Raw genomic sequence first — 13438 nt, forward strand, 5'->3', positions numbered from 1 at the left:
CGACGCCGCTGCGCGGCGCCGCGGGGGCCCCGGAGGCGCTGCGGGATCAGCACTTCGTACAGCCTGGTGCGGCAGAGCCGTACCAGGGCACCGGGCAGCGACAGGTTTCGCCATCCGCCAATGCGGGAGAACAAGGACATGCTGCAGCAGATCGACACCGACCGGCTCTTCGTCTTCGACCCGCGCGGGCGGGTGGACAGCACGGAAACGCCCCTGGCCCCGCGCCCGGCGAGGCTGGACGGCCTCCGCCTCGGCATTCTCGACAACAGCAAGTGGAACGCCAACAAGCTGCTGCGCGGGGCGCAGGCGGCGCTCGGCGGCCGCTTCGCCTTCGCCGCGGCGAATTACTACGTGAAGCACAGCTTCTCCAAGGATGCGGCGCCGGAGCTGATCGCGCAGATCGCCGCGGAATGCGACATCGTGCTGACGGCGATCGGCGATTGCGGCTCCTGCTGCTCCTGCTGCGTGCGCGACAGCATCGCGCTGGAAAGGCTGGGCGTGGCGGCCGCCTGCATCATCACTACGGAATTCGAGAAGGAGACGGCGCTGACCCGCGTTGCCCTGGGAATGCCCGGGCTGCGGCCGGTGGTGATCGATCACCCGGTCAGCTCCATCACTGCGGAAGAAGTGGCGGCGCGCGTCCGGCAGATCGAGACCCAGGCGGAAGCGGTCTGGCTCGGCCGCTGAGGGCGCGCTAGCCTCCCGGGAAACACCTGGGAGGGACGCCATGAAGCTCTATGATTCCATCGGGCCCAATCCGCGCGTCGTGCGCATCTTCATAGCGGAGCGCGGCATCGACCTGCCGCGCGAGACGCTGGACCTGATGGGTGGGGAAAACCGCCTTCCGCCGCATCTGGCGCGCAACCCGATGGGGCAGCTCCCCTGCCTGGAACTGGACGATGGCAGCCACCTTTCCGAGATCATTCCCATCTGCGAATACCTGGACGAGATCACGCCCGGCCCCTCGCTGATCGGCGCCACGCCGCGGGAGCGGGCGGAAACCCGCATGTGGCTGCGGCGCATCGACCTCAACATCGTGGAGCCGCTGATCAACGGCTTCCGCTTCAGCCAGGGGTTGAAGCTGTTCAAGGACCGGGTGCGCTGCATCCCGGAGGCGGCGGAGGGGCTGAAAGCGGTCGCGCAGGATAATCTAGCGAAGCTGGACGGGCTGCTGGCGGGCAAGCAGTTCGTCTGCCAGGAGAGGCTGACCCTGGCAGATATCCTGCTCTTCGCTTTCCTCGATTTCGGCAACCAGGTGAAGCAGCCGATCAACCCGGCCTTCACCGCGCTGGTGGCGCATCACGCGATGATGGCGGCGCGGCCCAGCGCGCAGGCTTGAGAGGGGCTCTGCCCCTCTCAAACTCTCCCCGCCAAAGGCCGAAAGGCCTTTGGAAACCTTGAGTCTAGAGCGTCTTCGCGCTGACTGCGCAGCGTGAAGACGCTCTATCTTATTGATGGTAGAGCAGATTCACGCCTCCGGGCGATTCCGCCCTCCGGCGATCTGCTCTAGCACCCGACGCTGGCGGCGCGCAGCCACTCCTCCAGATGCTGGGCCAGCGTCGAGGAGACCAGCAGTTCGAACACGCTGTCTGATGGCTGATAGAGCAGCACATTCACCTGTGCGATCAGCGTCGAGGCGCAGCTTCCGACAGCGAACACCCGCGGATGCAGATCCAGGCGGCAGGCGCGAGCCAGCATATCGCGCGCGCCATCCCCCGAAACCCGAAACACGGCCCGGCCGTCGCTCTGCTCCACCAGCGCGGCCGAACCCGCCAACCCTCGCAGCCGATCCAGCAGAGGCACCTCCGGCGCCGCCATCACCATCCAGCCATCCGGCTGCACCCGTAGCGCGGTCATGCCGCCCATCGCCGCGGCCCGGCCCGGCCTGGGGAAGGCCGGCATCTCCGCGCCGCGCCGTGCCAGCACCTGCACCAGCGCCCGATTCTCCCGCCGCCACTCAACCGCGGACACGGGCATTCTCCGGGTCGTAGTGATGTGGGCTGCAGATGCGGACCGGCACCTCCTCTTCCGCCAGCGGGTTCGCGGCAATCAGCTCCTCGCCATGCCGCGCCTCGCCCCCGCGCAGGAAGCCGAGGCCGATCCAGCCGCCCAGCGCGACGGAGCGCGTGGTGCTGCTGATCCAGCCCAAACTCTCCGTGGCGCCCCGCGCCGCGACGAAATGGCTGCCCGCGCGCACCGGCCGCGCCGGGTCCACCGAGCGCAGCCCCACCAGCCGAGGCCGCCCCGGGTCCAGCAGCCCCGGCCGCTGCCCCAGCACCCGGCCGATGAAATCCCCCCGCTTCTTCAGCATGCGCGAGAGCCCGCAATCCCCCGGCGTGGTCTGCCCGTTCAGCTCCGCCCCCGCCACATGCCCCTTCTCGATCCGCAGCAGGCCGAGCGCCTCCGCGCCATAGGGCGTCGCTCCGGCGTCGATCAGCGCCTGCCAGACAGGCTCTGCCTGCCCGGCCCGCACCGCGACCTCATAGGCGAGCTCGCCGGAGAAGGAGATGCGGAAGATCCGCGCCTTCACCCCTGCCACCTCCGCCTCCGCCACGCCCATGAAGGGCAGCCCCGAGAGGTCCAGCCCCGTCGCCAGCCTCGCCAGCACCGCCCGCGCCCGTGGCCCGGCCAGCGACATCGCCGCCCATTGATCCGTCACGCTGGCCAGCGAGACATCCAGCTCGCGGAAGGCGCTCGCCAGGTGGAATTCCATGTGCTGCAGCACCGTGGCCGCCTGCGCCGTGGTGGTGGTGACGAAGAAATGGTGCTCGCCCAGCCGGCTGGTGGTGCCGTCATCGAGCAGGATGCCGTCCTCCCGCAGCATGATGCCGTAGCGTGCCCGGCCGATGGGCAGGGTGGAGAAGGTGTTGGCGTAGATCAGGTCCAGGAAGCGCGCCGCATCCGGGCCGTGGACGTCGATTTTCCCCAGGGTGGAGACGTCGCAGAGGCCGACATCCTCCCGCACCGCCCGCGCCTCTCGCAGGATGCTGTCCCAGGGGTCGCGCTCCTCCAGCAGCGGGTAGTAGGCGGGGCGCTTCCACATCCCGGCGTCCAGCCAGGCGGCGCCGCGCGCCTCGTGCCAGGCGTGCAGCGCGGTGCGGCGCACCGGGTGGTACGCGGCGCCCACCGCCTCCCCGGCGACGGCGCCGATCGCGACGGGCGTGGCGTAGGGCCGGAAGCGCGGCAGCCCCACCACGCCGAGCGATTCCCCCCGCGCCTCCGCCAGCACCGCGGCGCCGAGGATGCCGCCGCTCTTGCCCTGGTCCGTGCCCATGGCGTGGGTGGTGTAGCGCTTGGCGTGCTCGATATGGCCGAAGCCCTCGCGATGGGCGAGGCGCATATCGGCGGCGGTCACGTCGTCCTGCAGATCGACGAAGGCCTTGCCGCGGGCCTTCACCTCATAGAGCGGGTAGGGGCGGGGATCGGGCGTCGGCGCGTCCGGCAGGGGAAAGCTGGTGTCCATGGCGAAGCCCGCCGCGGCCGCGGCCTCTCGCCCCGCCCACGCGCCATCCGCCGCGGCCTCCGCCAGGCCGAACACGCCCCGCGCCGCGCCGGCGCTGCGTTCCCGCTGCACCGAAGCGCCGGGCAGGAAGGCCTGCAAGGCCTCGTCCCATGCCAGCGCCGCGCCGCTCTGGCTTGCCAGATGCACCGCCGGGTTCCAGCCACCCGAGACCAGCAGCAGGTCACAGGGCAGCGCCGCCTCGCTGCCCGCGCCGCCATGCTGCCGCGTGCGCACCCCGCGCAGCGAGAGCCCGCCGATGGCGCCGCAGATTTCGCTGCCCGCCTGCACCGGCAGCCCGGCCTCCCGCGCCGCCTGCATCGCCGCGCTATCGCCGCGCGGGTCGATGATGCCGGCCATCCGCACGCCCGCCCCCGCCAGGGCGAAGGCGCTGTCATAGGCCGCGTCATGGGTGGCGAAGAGCACGGCTGTTTCGCCCGGCTTCACCCCGAAGCGCCGCGCATACACCGCGGCGCTGCCGGCCAGCATCACCCCCGGCCGGTCATTGCCGGGGAAGGCGAGGAAGCGTTCATGCGCCCCGGTCGCCAGCACCACCTCCCGCGCGCGGATGGTCCAGAAGCGCTGGCGCGGTATGCTCGGCGGCGGCGTCGGCAGGTGGTCCGCCAGGCGCTGCACCGCGCCCAGCACGCCCTGGTCGTAGAAGCCGAACACGGTGGTGCGGGGCCAGAGCCGGATCTCCGGCATCGTCTCCAGCGCCGCCAGCATGCCGGCGCGCCAGCCCGCCTGCGCCGGTTCCGCCAGCAGCAGGCCGCCCAGCTCGAAATCCTGCTCCGCCAGGATGACCCGGGCGCCACCGGCGCCCGCCGCGCGTGCCGCGGCCAAGCCGGCCGCGCCGCTGCCCACCACCAGCACGTCGCAATGCGCCTGCGCGCTGTCATAGCCATCCGGATCCGGCAGCCCACTCGCCCGGCCGAGCCCGGCGGCGCGGCGGATCAGCGGCTCATAGACCCGCTCCCAGAAGCCGGCGGGCCACATGAGGGTCTTGTAGTAGAAGCCGGCGCCGATCCAGGGGGAGAGGAGCTGGTTCGCCGCCATGCGGTCGAAGGCCAGCGACCCCGCGCGATTCTGGCTGCGCGCCTCCAGCCCTTCGAACAGCTCCATCACCGTGGCGCGGGTATTCGGCTCCTGCCGCGCGCCGCTGCGCAGCTCCACCAGCGCGTTGGGTTCCTCGACGCCGGCGGAGAGGATGCCGCGCGGCCGGTGGTATTTGAAGCTGCGCCCCACCAGCCGCACGCCATTCGCCAGCAGGGCGGAGGCCAGCGTATCGCCCGGATGCCCGGTGAGGTCGCGGCCATCGAAGCGGAAGCGCAGCGTCGCGCCGCGCTCGATCCGGCCGCCGGCGGCCAGGCGGAAGCGCTGGCTCATGCCGCCTCCACCTTGCGGATCTCGTGCGTCATGGTGTGGCGCTCCACCCGCAGCCAGGCGCGGCAGCCGGCGCTGTGCTGCCACCATTCCTGCGTCCAGCCCCGCGGGTTGCGGCGCAGATAGACATAGTCGTGGAAGGCCTCCACCCCCGCCTCGGCCGCCGGCCGTTGCACGGAGGCATCGCCGCGCCAGGTGAATTCCACCTCGTCGCGCGGGCCGCAGAAGGGGCAGGGGATGCGCATCTATTGCAGCCAGGGGAAGGGGCCGGCGCCCTTTTCGTCCAGCGCGCGGCCTTCGCGGAAGCGGTCCAGGGTGAAGGCGGCGTTCAGCGCGTGGGGTTCGTCCCTGGCGATGGTCCAGGCATGGCACCAGCCGCTGGCCGGCGTCGCCTTGAAGCCGCCATAGGACCAGCCGGCGGTCATGTACAAGCCGCTGATCGGCGTGCGGCAGACATAGGGCGAGGCATCCGGCGTCATGTCCATCACCCCGGCCCAGCTCCGCAGCGCCCGCAGCCGCTTCAGCGCCGGGATCATGGTGCAGCCGGTGGCGAAGACATGCTCCGCCTCCTTCAGCGTGCCGCGCTGGCCGTAGCTGGCATAGCCGTCCAGCCCGCCGCCGAAGACCAGCCCGCCCTTGTCCGACTGGCTGATGTAGAAATGCCCGGCGCCGAAGGTGACGACGCAATCCACCAGCGGCTTCAGCCCCTCGGAGACGAAGGCCTGCAGCAGATGCGTCTCGATCGGCACGTCGAAGCCGGCCATGGCCGTCAGGGTGCTGGTATGGCCGGCGACGGCCAGCCCCACCTTCGCCGCCGCGATCTCGCCCCGGGTGGTGCGCACGCCCCTTATGGCGCCGCCTTCCACCAGCAGCCCCGTCACCTCGCAATGCTCGATGATGTCGATGCCGCGGTCGGAGGCGGCCTTGGCGAAGCCCCAGGCCACAGCGTCATGCGGCGCCGTGCCGCCGCGCCGTTGCAGCAGCCCGCCCATCACCGGGTAGCGGCCATTGTCCAGGTCGATGATCGGGCAGAGGGCGCGCACCCCCTCCCGGTCCACCAGCTCCGCATCGATGCCGTTCAGCCGCATGGCATTGCCGCGGCGGGTATAGGCGGCCTTCTGTGCGTCGTTGTGGAAGAGGTTGAGCACGCCGCGCTGGCTCATCATCACATTGTAGCCGAGCGACCGTTCCAGCCCTTCCCACAGCTTCAGGCTGTGTTCGTAGAAGCGGTTGTTCTCCGGCAGCAGGTAGTTGGAGCGGACGATGGTGGTGTTGCGCCCGGTATTGCCCTGGCCGACCAGGCCGCGCTCCACCACCGCCACGTCGCGTATTCCGTGCAGCTCCGCCAGGTAGAAGGCGGTGGCCAGCCCATGGCCGCCGCCGCCGACGATTACCACCTGGTAGCGCGGCTTCGGCCGCGCCTTGCGCCAGGCGGGTTGCCAGCCGGTATTGCCGCGAAGGCCCTCGGCGAAGATGCGGAACGCGGAGTATTGCGGCATTGCAGCGATGCTATCGGTGCCGCGTTGCGGCTGACAAGGGAGGAGAGAGGCGATGTCCCGGCTGTTCCATGCGGGCAACCGCGCCCTACAGGACCGTTTCGATGGCCGCCGCGTGGCGGATGCGCTGGAGGCCCGCCGGCGGGTGGCGGGTTTCCTGCCCGAGCATGTGGCGATGATCGAGGCCGCGCCCTTCTTCTTCCTGGCCACGGCGGCGGAGGGGGCGGTGGATTGCAGCTTCAAGGGCGGGCCGCCGGGCTTCGTCCGCGTCACCGGCCCGGCGGAGCTGGAATGGCCGGATTACGACGGCAATTCGATGTATCTGTCCCTGGGGAATATCGCGGTCAGCCCGTCGATCGGGATGCTGTTCCTGCCGACGGATGGACGGTCCCTGCGGTTGCGCCTGCGCGGCCAGGCGGCGCTGGTGGAGGATGCGGCGCGGATCGCGGCCATTCCCGGGGCCAGGCGGCTGGTGCGGGTGGCGGTGACGGACATCTTCCCGAATTGTCCGCGCTACATGCCCGGTTTCGGCCAGGCGACGCCCTCGCCCTACCTGCCGGGGCCGGATGGCAGCGCGCCGGCGCCGGAGTGGAAGGGCCGCGACTATATCCGCCCGCTGCTGCCGAAGGACGACCCGCATCGCTCCTAGAACGCCGTCGCGTCCGGGCGCGCCCTGCGCGCTCTACGGCGGCGAGCGCGCCCGGAGCCCCAAGCCATGAGGCTGTTTTCAAGTCAAGGACGAAGCCGCGCGAAGCGCGGTGCCGCTTCGCGGCATCCTTGACTTGAAAACAGCCTCATGGCTCTCGCGAATGGTCGCCTTCGACGGTGTCGAAGGCGCGCAGAGGCGCCTTCGCCGGTACGGCGGGGTTAGCCCATTGAATCTCGCGCCTTTCGGTCCGCCGGCGGTTCCGCCCCGCGCCGTTCTGCTCTAGCCTCGCCGCAACGCAGCAGGAGCCCGCCCGATGAACGTGATCGTCCCGGAGACCGACCTCGCCGAAGCCGCCAAGCGCGTGCTGCCCGCCGGCGGCTTCGGCAATTTCGCGCCGGAGGTCATCATCCGCGAGGGCAAGGGCAGCCGCGTCCGCGACGTCGCCGGCAAGGAGTACATCGACTACCTGCTCGGCTCCGGCCCCATGTTCCTCGGCCATGGCCATCCGGAAGTCATCGAGGCCGTGCTCGCCCAAATCCCCAAGGGCTGCACCTTCTTCGCCAACAACGAACACGGCATCCGCCTGGCCGAGGTGCTGGTGGACGCGCTGCCCTGCGCCGAGCGCATCCGCTTCGTCAGCAGCGGCTCGGAAGCCGACATGTATGCCATGCGCGTCGCCCGCGCCTTCCGCAAGCGCGACCGCATCCTGAAATTCGAGGGCGGCTACCATGGCATGTCCGATTGGGGGCTGATGAGCCTGGCGCCGAAGCGGCTGGCGAATTTCCCCGTCGCCGTGCCGGATTCCGCCGGCATCCCGAAGAGCATCCAGGAGGAGGTGCTGGTCGCCCCCTTCAACGACCTCGAGACCGCGAAGGCGATGATCGCCGCGCATCACGAGGAGCTCGGCGGCGTCATCGTCGAGCCCTTCCAGCGCCTGATCCCGCCCGCCCCCGGCTTCCTCCAGGGGCTGCGCGACGTCACCGCGCAATACGGCATTCCGCTGATCTTCGACGAGGTCGTGACCGGCTTCCGCTTCTGCTACGGCGGCGCGCAGAGCTATTACGGCGTCACCCCGGACCTCTGCACGCTGGGCAAGATCGTGGGTGGCGGCTTCGCCCTCGCCGCCATCGCTGGCCGGGCCGACATCATGGCGCATTTCGACCGCGGGCTGGTCGGCGATGACGGCTTCCTGATGCAGGTCGGCACCCTCTCCGGCAACCCCGTCGCCTCGGTGGCCGGGCTGAAGACGCTGGAGATCCTTTCCCGCCCCGGCGCCTATGACGGCGTCTTCGCCTATGGGAAGAAGATGATGGCGGAGCTGACCGGGCTGCTGCAGCAGCACGGCGTCCCCGGCCAGGTGCTGGGCGAGCCCACCCTGTTCGACGTGGTGTTCAGCGCCGAGGAGCTGCGCGACTACCGCGCGGTGATGCGCGCCGATGCCAATATCGCCAAGGCGGTGAATGCCAGCCTGCGCGAGAGCGGCATCCTGAAGGGCGACAGCAAATACTACCTCTCCACCGCGCACGATCAGGCGGATTACGACCAGACCCTCAGCGCCTTCGCCAGGGCGCTTGCCGGCCTGCCGGCGCGGTAATTCCGGGGGCGGGGCCCATTCCGTATGGGCGCCTTCGGGCTCCGGAGCTGGATCTGGAACAATTGGTGGAAGACCGTCCTGTTGCTGGCGGGCTTCCCCGTGCTGCTGCTGGTGCTGGGCTACGCCATCGCCCTGCTGCTCATCGCCTTCGCCGCGGAGGATGTGCCGGCGGGGCTGGCGGCGGCGCTGCGGCAGCTTCCGGTGGTGCTGCCCCTCCTGGCGGGTGTCAGCCTGCTCTGGTTCCTCATCGCCTGGGCGCTGCACCAGCGCATCCTGGACGGGCTGAGCGGCGCCCGCCCGGTCACGCGGCAGCAGCAGCCGCGCCCGTGGAACGCGCTGGAAAACCTGGCGATCAGCCGCGGCATGCGCATGCCGCGCCTCGCCATCATTGAGGACCCGGCGTGCAACGCCTTCGCCTCCGGCCTCTCCGCGCGCCAGGGCGCCGTCACCGTCACCTCCGGCCTGGTGGAGGCGCTGGACGACCGCGAGCTGCAGGCGGTGCTGGCGCATGAGCTGACGCATATCCGCAACGGCGATGCCCGCCTCGCCGTGGTGGCGGCGGTCTTCGCCGGCATCATCTCGCTGCCCTTCCAGATGATCTTCCGCACGCGCCGCAGCCTCTCGGAGCCCTGGCGGATCGGCCTGCCCCGCCGCCGCACCTCCTCCTCCTCCTCCTCGAGCAGGACCGGGAAAGGGCAGGGGGGCGCCGCCATCCTGCTCCTGCTGCTCGCTTTGCTGCTGATCGTGCTGGTGCATCTGGCGGTGATCGGGCTGCGCTTCGCCCTCTCCCGCAACCGCGAATTCCTCGCCGATGCCGGCGCGGTGGAGCTGACCCACGACCCCGACGCGATGATTTCCGCCCTGCGCAAAATCGCCGGCCACTCCGCCCTGCCGCGCCTGCCCGCCTCGCTTCAGGCCATGCTGCTGGACAGCGAGGAGGAGAGCCTGGGCAATGCCTGGCTCGCCACCCACCCGACGCTGGCGGAGCGGATCGACGCTCTCACCCGCTATGCCGGCGGGCGGGATCTGCCGCGCTGAGACAGGATCACTGAACCTGCGCCGCCTGATGCCCCGCCGCGGCTTGGCCGCGGCAGGCTGTGCGACGCCTCGGAGATTCAGCGACTCCGGGGCCCCCACAAAGCTGCGAAGCGGCTTTGTGGGGAGTTAGCCTCTGGGCAGCTCCTTCTCCACCACGGCGGCGAGGATGCCGGCGCCATAGGGGATGGCGGCGTCGTTGAAATCGTAGCGCGGGTTGTGCACCTCGCATCCCCCCGCCTCGCCGGCGCCGTTGCCGACCAGGATATAGGCGCCCGGCCGCTCCGCCAGCATGTAGGAGAAATCCTCCGAGCCCATGGCGGGGATCCGGTGGCGGTCCACATGCGCCTCCCCCACCATCCCCGCCGCCGCATCGGCGATCAGCGCGGTCTGCTCCGCCCCGTTCACCACCGGCACGGTAATCTCGCGGAAGGCCAGCTCCGCCGTCGCCCCATGGCCGGTGGCGATGGCGGTGGCCAGGCTCCGCATCCGCTCCTCCACCAGCCGCATCGTCTCCGTCCGGAAGGCCCGCACCGTGCCACGCAGCGCCACCTTCTCCGGGATCACGTTATAGGCGGTGCCGGCGGTGAAGCCCGTCACGCTCACCACCGCCGTATCGTTCGGCGCCACGTTGCGGGCGACGATGGACTGGAAGGCGGCGACGATCGCCGCGCCACAGACGACCGGGTCCACCGTGCTCTCCGGCCGCGCGCCATGGCCGCCCTTGCCATGGATTTCCAGGTCGAAGAAGCCGCAGCCCGCCATCATCGGCCCGGCGCAGATGCCGTAATGCCCGACCGGCATGCCCGGCCGGTTGTGCAGCCCATAGACCGCATCGCAGGGGAAGCGCTCGAACAGCCCCTCCGCCACCATGGCCTGGGCGCCGCCCTGGCCTTCCTCGGCCGGCTGGAAGATGAAATGGACGATGCCGTCGAAATTTCTGGTCTCGGCCAGGTATTTGGCCGCGCCGAGCAGCATGGTGGTGTGCCCGTCATGGCCGCAGCCATGCATCTTGCCGGGAATGGTGCTGCGATGGGCGAACTCGTTCGCCTCCGGCATGTCCAACGCATCCATGTCGGCGCGCAGGCCGATGGCGCGGTTGCCCCGGCCGCTGCGCAGCACGCCCACCACCCCGGTGCGGCCGATGCCGCGATGCACCTCGATCCCCATCGCCACCAACCGTTCCGCGACCAGGGCGCTGGTCCGCACCTCCTCGAACCCGGTTTCGGGATGGGCGTGAAAATCGTGGCGCCAGGCGGTCAACTCCTCCTGGTAGCGGCGGATATGGTCGATCGGAGTGGGATGTGTCGGCAGCATCCTGGCAATATCCGACGTATAGGAACGATGGGCAAACCCCACCCGCTGCGCTAAGAAGCGCGGCAGAGGCAAGTCATCCCCATGGTCATGGCACATCTGGCGGAGGAAGCAGCGCGGCCGCGGCGGCTGGTGGAAGCCCCGCGGGGCCTGTCGCGCGGCATGCCGGTGCCGTGGTTCGTCAAGCTGGGCGTGAAGCTGGGGCTGGCCGCCATCGGCGTGCATGGGGCCAGGGCCCGCTTGCTGGGGCTCGCCCGGCCCTCCTTCGGCGCCTCGGACCCTGCCAAGCTGGTCGGCACGCCGCAATTCTGGTTCCAGCGGGCGTCGGAGCTGCTGGGCCGCCCGCCGCGCACCATGCTGGAGGTGGGACCGGGGCGGATGGTGCTGCGGGCGCCGCTGCTCGCCGGCCTCGGCGCCGAATGCGTCTGGTTCGTGGACCCCGCGGACAGCGCGCCGCGGGAGGCCGGGCCCTATCTGGCCGCGGCCGCCACCGGGCGGCTGCACGGGGTGATGGCGCCGGACCTTTCCGGCTGCGCCGACCGCGCCGCGGTGCTGGCCCGCAGCCATGCCAGGCTGCTGATCGGCGGGCCGGCGGCGCTCTCCGCCATCCCGGACGGGTCGGTCGACCTGGTGGTCAGCGAGGCGGTGCTGGAGCATGTCCGGCGGGAGGATCTGGCGCCGCTGATGACGCAATTGCGGCGGGTGACGGCGGCGGATGGCGTCGGGCTGCATACCGTGGATTTCCAGGACCATCTGGGGGGCGGGCTGCAGCATCTGCGCTTCAGCGACCAATTCTGGGCCAGCCCGCTGGTCGGGCGGGCGGGCATCTATGTGAACCGGCTGGGGCTTTCGGCCATGGCCTCGCGCTTCCGGCGGGCGGGGTTCGCGGTGGAGGTCACCGAGGCGGTGGTGTGGCCGAAACGGCCTTCCGGGCCGCGGAAGCCGCATCCGGACGCGATGCGGCCGGCCGGGGACGATCTGGTGGCGAGGGCGACCCTCGAACTCCGGCCGGGTTGAAGCGGGGCGAGGGGGCGCTGCCCCCTCGCGTTCGCGGCAGTGCCGCGAACCCCGGCAAGGGCCGAAGGGCCCTTGCAGCCCTTGAGTTTGGCAGCCGATGGGTGAGGAGGTGGGGGGCTTGCGGCAGCAGAGGGGTGGGTTCGCGCTGGAGGCGTTCCTGCCGTATCGGCTCTCCGTCATCGCCAACCGGGCCTCGCGGCTGTTCGCCCGCCGCTATGCGGAGGCCTTCGGGCTCAGCGTGCCGGAATGGCGGGTGCTCGCCGTGCTCGGGCGGTTCGGCGGGCTTTCGGCCACCGAGGCCGCGGAGCGGACCGCCATGGACAAGGTGAAGGTCAGCCGCGCGGTGAAGCTGCTGCTGGACCGTGGGCTGGTGGAACGCCGCGAGGATGCGGCGGACCGGCGGGTGCAAAGGCTGGCGATGACTCGCCAGGGCGCCGCCATCCATGCCGGCATCGTGCCGCATGCCAGGGCGCTGGAAGCGGAATTGCTGGCCGGGTTCAGCGCGGCGGAGGCCGCCGCGCTGCAGGCGCTGCTGGACCGGCTGGATGCCCGGCTGGCGGAAATGGGCGCCGAGGCAGCGGCGGACGGGCCGGATTGATCCCGGATCGGGTCCCTGCCTCCGCGCAACGTGATCCTGCCGCACCGGGGCGGCGACGGTTGCGCCTTCCGCCCTGCCCTGGCCCGGGGCCTGTTCGTTGCGCTAGCCTGGGTACCAGAGACTATGGGAGGTCCGCATGCTTCGTCGCGCGCTGTTCGCCGCGCTGTGTCTCGCCTCGGCCGCCGGCACGGCCCTGGCGCAGTCCAATGATCCGTCCTTCCGGATCGTCAACAACACGCCCAATGTGGTGAATGAGGTCTATGCCTCGCCCTCCACCCAGCGGAATTGGGGGCATGACCGGCTCGGCACGACCGTCATCGCGCCCGGCGCCAGCCATATCGTGCGGCTGCCGGCGGATGGCCAATGCGTCTACGACATCCGCATCGTCTACCAGAACAACACGGCGGAGGAGCGGCGGAACCTGAACACCTGTGCCCTGACCGATGTGCTGCTGGGCGGCAGTTCCGGCCCGGCGCCGCAGCAGCAGGCCCGCCCGCCGCGCGGCAGCGGGGAACAGGGCAATCCCAGCTTCTACCTGATGAACCAGACCGGCCGGGTGATCCAGGAATTCTACGCCTCGCCTTCGTCGCAGAGCAATTGGGGCCCGGACCGGCTGGGGGAGGAGATGGTGCAACCCGGCGCCCGCTTCGCCGTGCGGCTGCCACAGGGCGAGTGCAGCTACGACATGCGCTGGGTGATGGAGGGCGGGCAGAGCCAGGAACGGCGCGGGGTGAATGCCTGCCAGATCGAGAACTTCGTGGCCCGTTGAGAGGGAGCGCTGCTCCCCTCCTTGGACGCAGTGCGCCCAACCCCATCCGCCAAGGGCCGTTTGAACCCTTGAGTTTCGCGTCTC

The 13438-nt window shown here is 70.6% G+C and carries 13 protein-coding genes; 8 read left to right on the plus strand and 5 right to left on the minus strand.

What is annotated here, in order from left to right:
* Nucleotides 1–120 precede the first annotated feature (120 nt).
* Both E5N76_RS10560 and E5N76_RS10565 read left to right on the plus strand, forming a co-directional pair.
* The gene (locus E5N76_RS10560; RefSeq protein ID WP_207791937.1) at nucleotides 121–687 is read left to right on the plus strand and encodes a UGSC family (seleno)protein; all 567 of its coding nucleotides are present in this window, start codon (nucleotides 121–123) and stop codon (nucleotides 685–687) included.
* A 40-nt stretch (nucleotides 688–727) separates the two neighbouring features.
* Nucleotides 728–1339 carry a glutathione S-transferase family protein gene (locus E5N76_RS10565; RefSeq protein WP_149537261.1) on the plus strand — a complete coding sequence of 204 codons (612 nt, stop codon included), beginning with the start codon at nucleotides 728–730 and terminating at the stop codon, nucleotides 1337–1339.
* Nucleotides 1340–1506: 167 nt separating this feature from the next.
* On the opposite strand, the gene E5N76_RS10570 is transcribed toward E5N76_RS10565, so the two are convergent.
* The 4 genes from E5N76_RS10570 to E5N76_RS10585 are packed head-to-tail and all read right to left on the minus strand — an operon-like array spanning nucleotide 1507 to nucleotide 6381.
* Entirely contained in the window at nucleotides 1507–1971 is a 465-nt protein-coding gene (locus tag E5N76_RS10570; protein WP_187830096.1) for a sarcosine oxidase subunit gamma, read from the minus strand.
* Nucleotides 1958–4885 carry a sarcosine oxidase subunit alpha family protein gene (locus E5N76_RS10575; RefSeq protein ID WP_149537263.1) on the minus strand — a complete coding sequence of 976 codons (2928 nt, stop codon included), beginning with the start codon at nucleotides 4883–4885 and terminating at the stop codon, nucleotides 1958–1960. The genes E5N76_RS10570 and E5N76_RS10575 overlap by 14 nt, the downstream gene beginning before the upstream one ends.
* Nucleotides 4882–5127, minus strand: a complete 246-nt coding sequence (locus E5N76_RS10580; RefSeq protein WP_149537264.1) for a sarcosine oxidase subunit delta — start codon at nucleotides 5125–5127, stop codon at nucleotides 4882–4884. Before E5N76_RS10580 ends, E5N76_RS10575 begins: the two co-directional genes overlap by 4 nt.
* On the minus strand, nucleotides 5128–6381 hold the full coding sequence (locus E5N76_RS10585; protein ID WP_149537265.1) for a sarcosine oxidase subunit beta family protein: 1254 nt from the start codon (nucleotides 6379–6381) through the stop codon (nucleotides 5128–5130).
* Between the two features lie 52 nt (nucleotides 6382–6433).
* On the opposite strand from E5N76_RS10585, the gene E5N76_RS10590 reads away from it, so the two are divergent.
* The 3 genes from E5N76_RS10590 to E5N76_RS10600 all read left to right on the plus strand — a co-directional run bounded on the left by E5N76_RS10590 (nucleotide 6434) and on the right by E5N76_RS10600 (nucleotide 9659).
* Complete coding sequence (locus tag E5N76_RS10590; protein ID WP_149537266.1) at nucleotides 6434–7027, plus strand: pyridoxamine 5'-phosphate oxidase family protein; 594 nt, start codon at nucleotides 6434–6436, stop codon at nucleotides 7025–7027.
* 313 nt (nucleotides 7028–7340) lie between these two features.
* On the plus strand, nucleotides 7341–8621 hold the full coding sequence (locus E5N76_RS10595) for an aspartate aminotransferase family protein (RefSeq protein WP_149537267.1): 1281 nt from the start codon (nucleotides 7341–7343) through the stop codon (nucleotides 8619–8621).
* Nucleotides 8622–8645: 24 nt separating this feature from the next.
* Nucleotides 8646–9659, plus strand: coding sequence for a M48 family metalloprotease (locus E5N76_RS10600; RefSeq protein ID WP_149537268.1), 1014 nt, complete (start codon nucleotides 8646–8648; stop codon nucleotides 9657–9659).
* A 126-nt stretch (nucleotides 9660–9785) separates the two neighbouring features.
* On the opposite strand, the gene E5N76_RS10605 is transcribed toward E5N76_RS10600, so the two are convergent.
* Nucleotides 9786–10973 carry a M20 aminoacylase family protein gene (locus E5N76_RS10605; RefSeq protein WP_149537269.1) on the minus strand — a complete coding sequence of 396 codons (1188 nt, stop codon included), beginning with the start codon at nucleotides 10971–10973 and terminating at the stop codon, nucleotides 9786–9788.
* Between the two features lie 81 nt (nucleotides 10974–11054).
* On the opposite strand from E5N76_RS10605, the gene E5N76_RS10610 reads away from it, so the two are divergent.
* The 3 genes from E5N76_RS10610 to E5N76_RS10620 all read left to right on the plus strand — a co-directional run bounded on the left by E5N76_RS10610 (nucleotide 11055) and on the right by E5N76_RS10620 (nucleotide 13354).
* A complete protein-coding gene (locus tag E5N76_RS10610; protein ID WP_149537270.1) occupies nucleotides 11055–11987 on the plus strand; it encodes a class I SAM-dependent methyltransferase in 933 nt (310 codons plus the stop codon).
* Between the two features lie 118 nt (nucleotides 11988–12105).
* A complete protein-coding gene (locus E5N76_RS10615) occupies nucleotides 12106–12585 on the plus strand; it encodes a MarR family winged helix-turn-helix transcriptional regulator (protein WP_235907652.1) in 480 nt (159 codons plus the stop codon).
* 136 nt (nucleotides 12586–12721) lie between these two features.
* Entirely contained in the window at nucleotides 12722–13354 is a 633-nt protein-coding gene (locus E5N76_RS10620) for a hypothetical protein (protein ID WP_149537272.1), read from the plus strand.
* Nucleotides 13355–13438 lie beyond the last annotated feature (84 nt).

This window comes from Siccirubricoccus phaeus (assembly GCF_008360935.1).
Taxonomy (GTDB): Bacteria; Pseudomonadota; Alphaproteobacteria; order Acetobacterales; family Acetobacteraceae; genus Siccirubricoccus; species Siccirubricoccus phaeus.

Coding starts and splice junctions, on each gene's coding strand:
- E5N76_RS10560 (WP_207791937.1), top strand. CDS start 121: ATGCGGGAGAACAAGGACATGCTGCAGCAGATCGACACCGACCGGCTC.
- E5N76_RS10565 (WP_149537261.1), top strand. CDS start 728: ATGAAGCTCTATGATTCCATCGGGCCCAATCCGCGCGTCGTGCGCATC.
- E5N76_RS10575 (WP_149537263.1), bottom strand. CDS start 4,885: ATGAGCCAGCGCTTCCGCCTGGCCGCCGGCGGCCGGATCGAGCGCGGC.
- E5N76_RS10580 (WP_149537264.1), bottom strand. CDS start 5,127: ATGCGCATCCCCTGCCCCTTCTGCGGCCCGCGCGACGAGGTGGAATTC.
- E5N76_RS10585 (WP_149537265.1), bottom strand. CDS start 6,381: ATGCCGCAATACTCCGCGTTCCGCATCTTCGCCGAGGGCCTTCGCGGC.
- E5N76_RS10590 (WP_149537266.1), top strand. CDS start 6,434: ATGTCCCGGCTGTTCCATGCGGGCAACCGCGCCCTACAGGACCGTTTC.
- E5N76_RS10595 (WP_149537267.1), top strand. CDS start 7,341: ATGAACGTGATCGTCCCGGAGACCGACCTCGCCGAAGCCGCCAAGCGC.
- E5N76_RS10600 (WP_149537268.1), top strand. CDS start 8,646: ATGGGCGCCTTCGGGCTCCGGAGCTGGATCTGGAACAATTGGTGGAAG.
- E5N76_RS10605 (WP_149537269.1), bottom strand. CDS start 10,973: ATGCTGCCGACACATCCCACTCCGATCGACCATATCCGCCGCTACCAG.
- E5N76_RS10610 (WP_149537270.1), top strand. CDS start 11,055: ATGGTCATGGCACATCTGGCGGAGGAAGCAGCGCGGCCGCGGCGGCTG.
- E5N76_RS10620 (WP_149537272.1), top strand. CDS start 12,722: ATGCTTCGTCGCGCGCTGTTCGCCGCGCTGTGTCTCGCCTCGGCCGCC.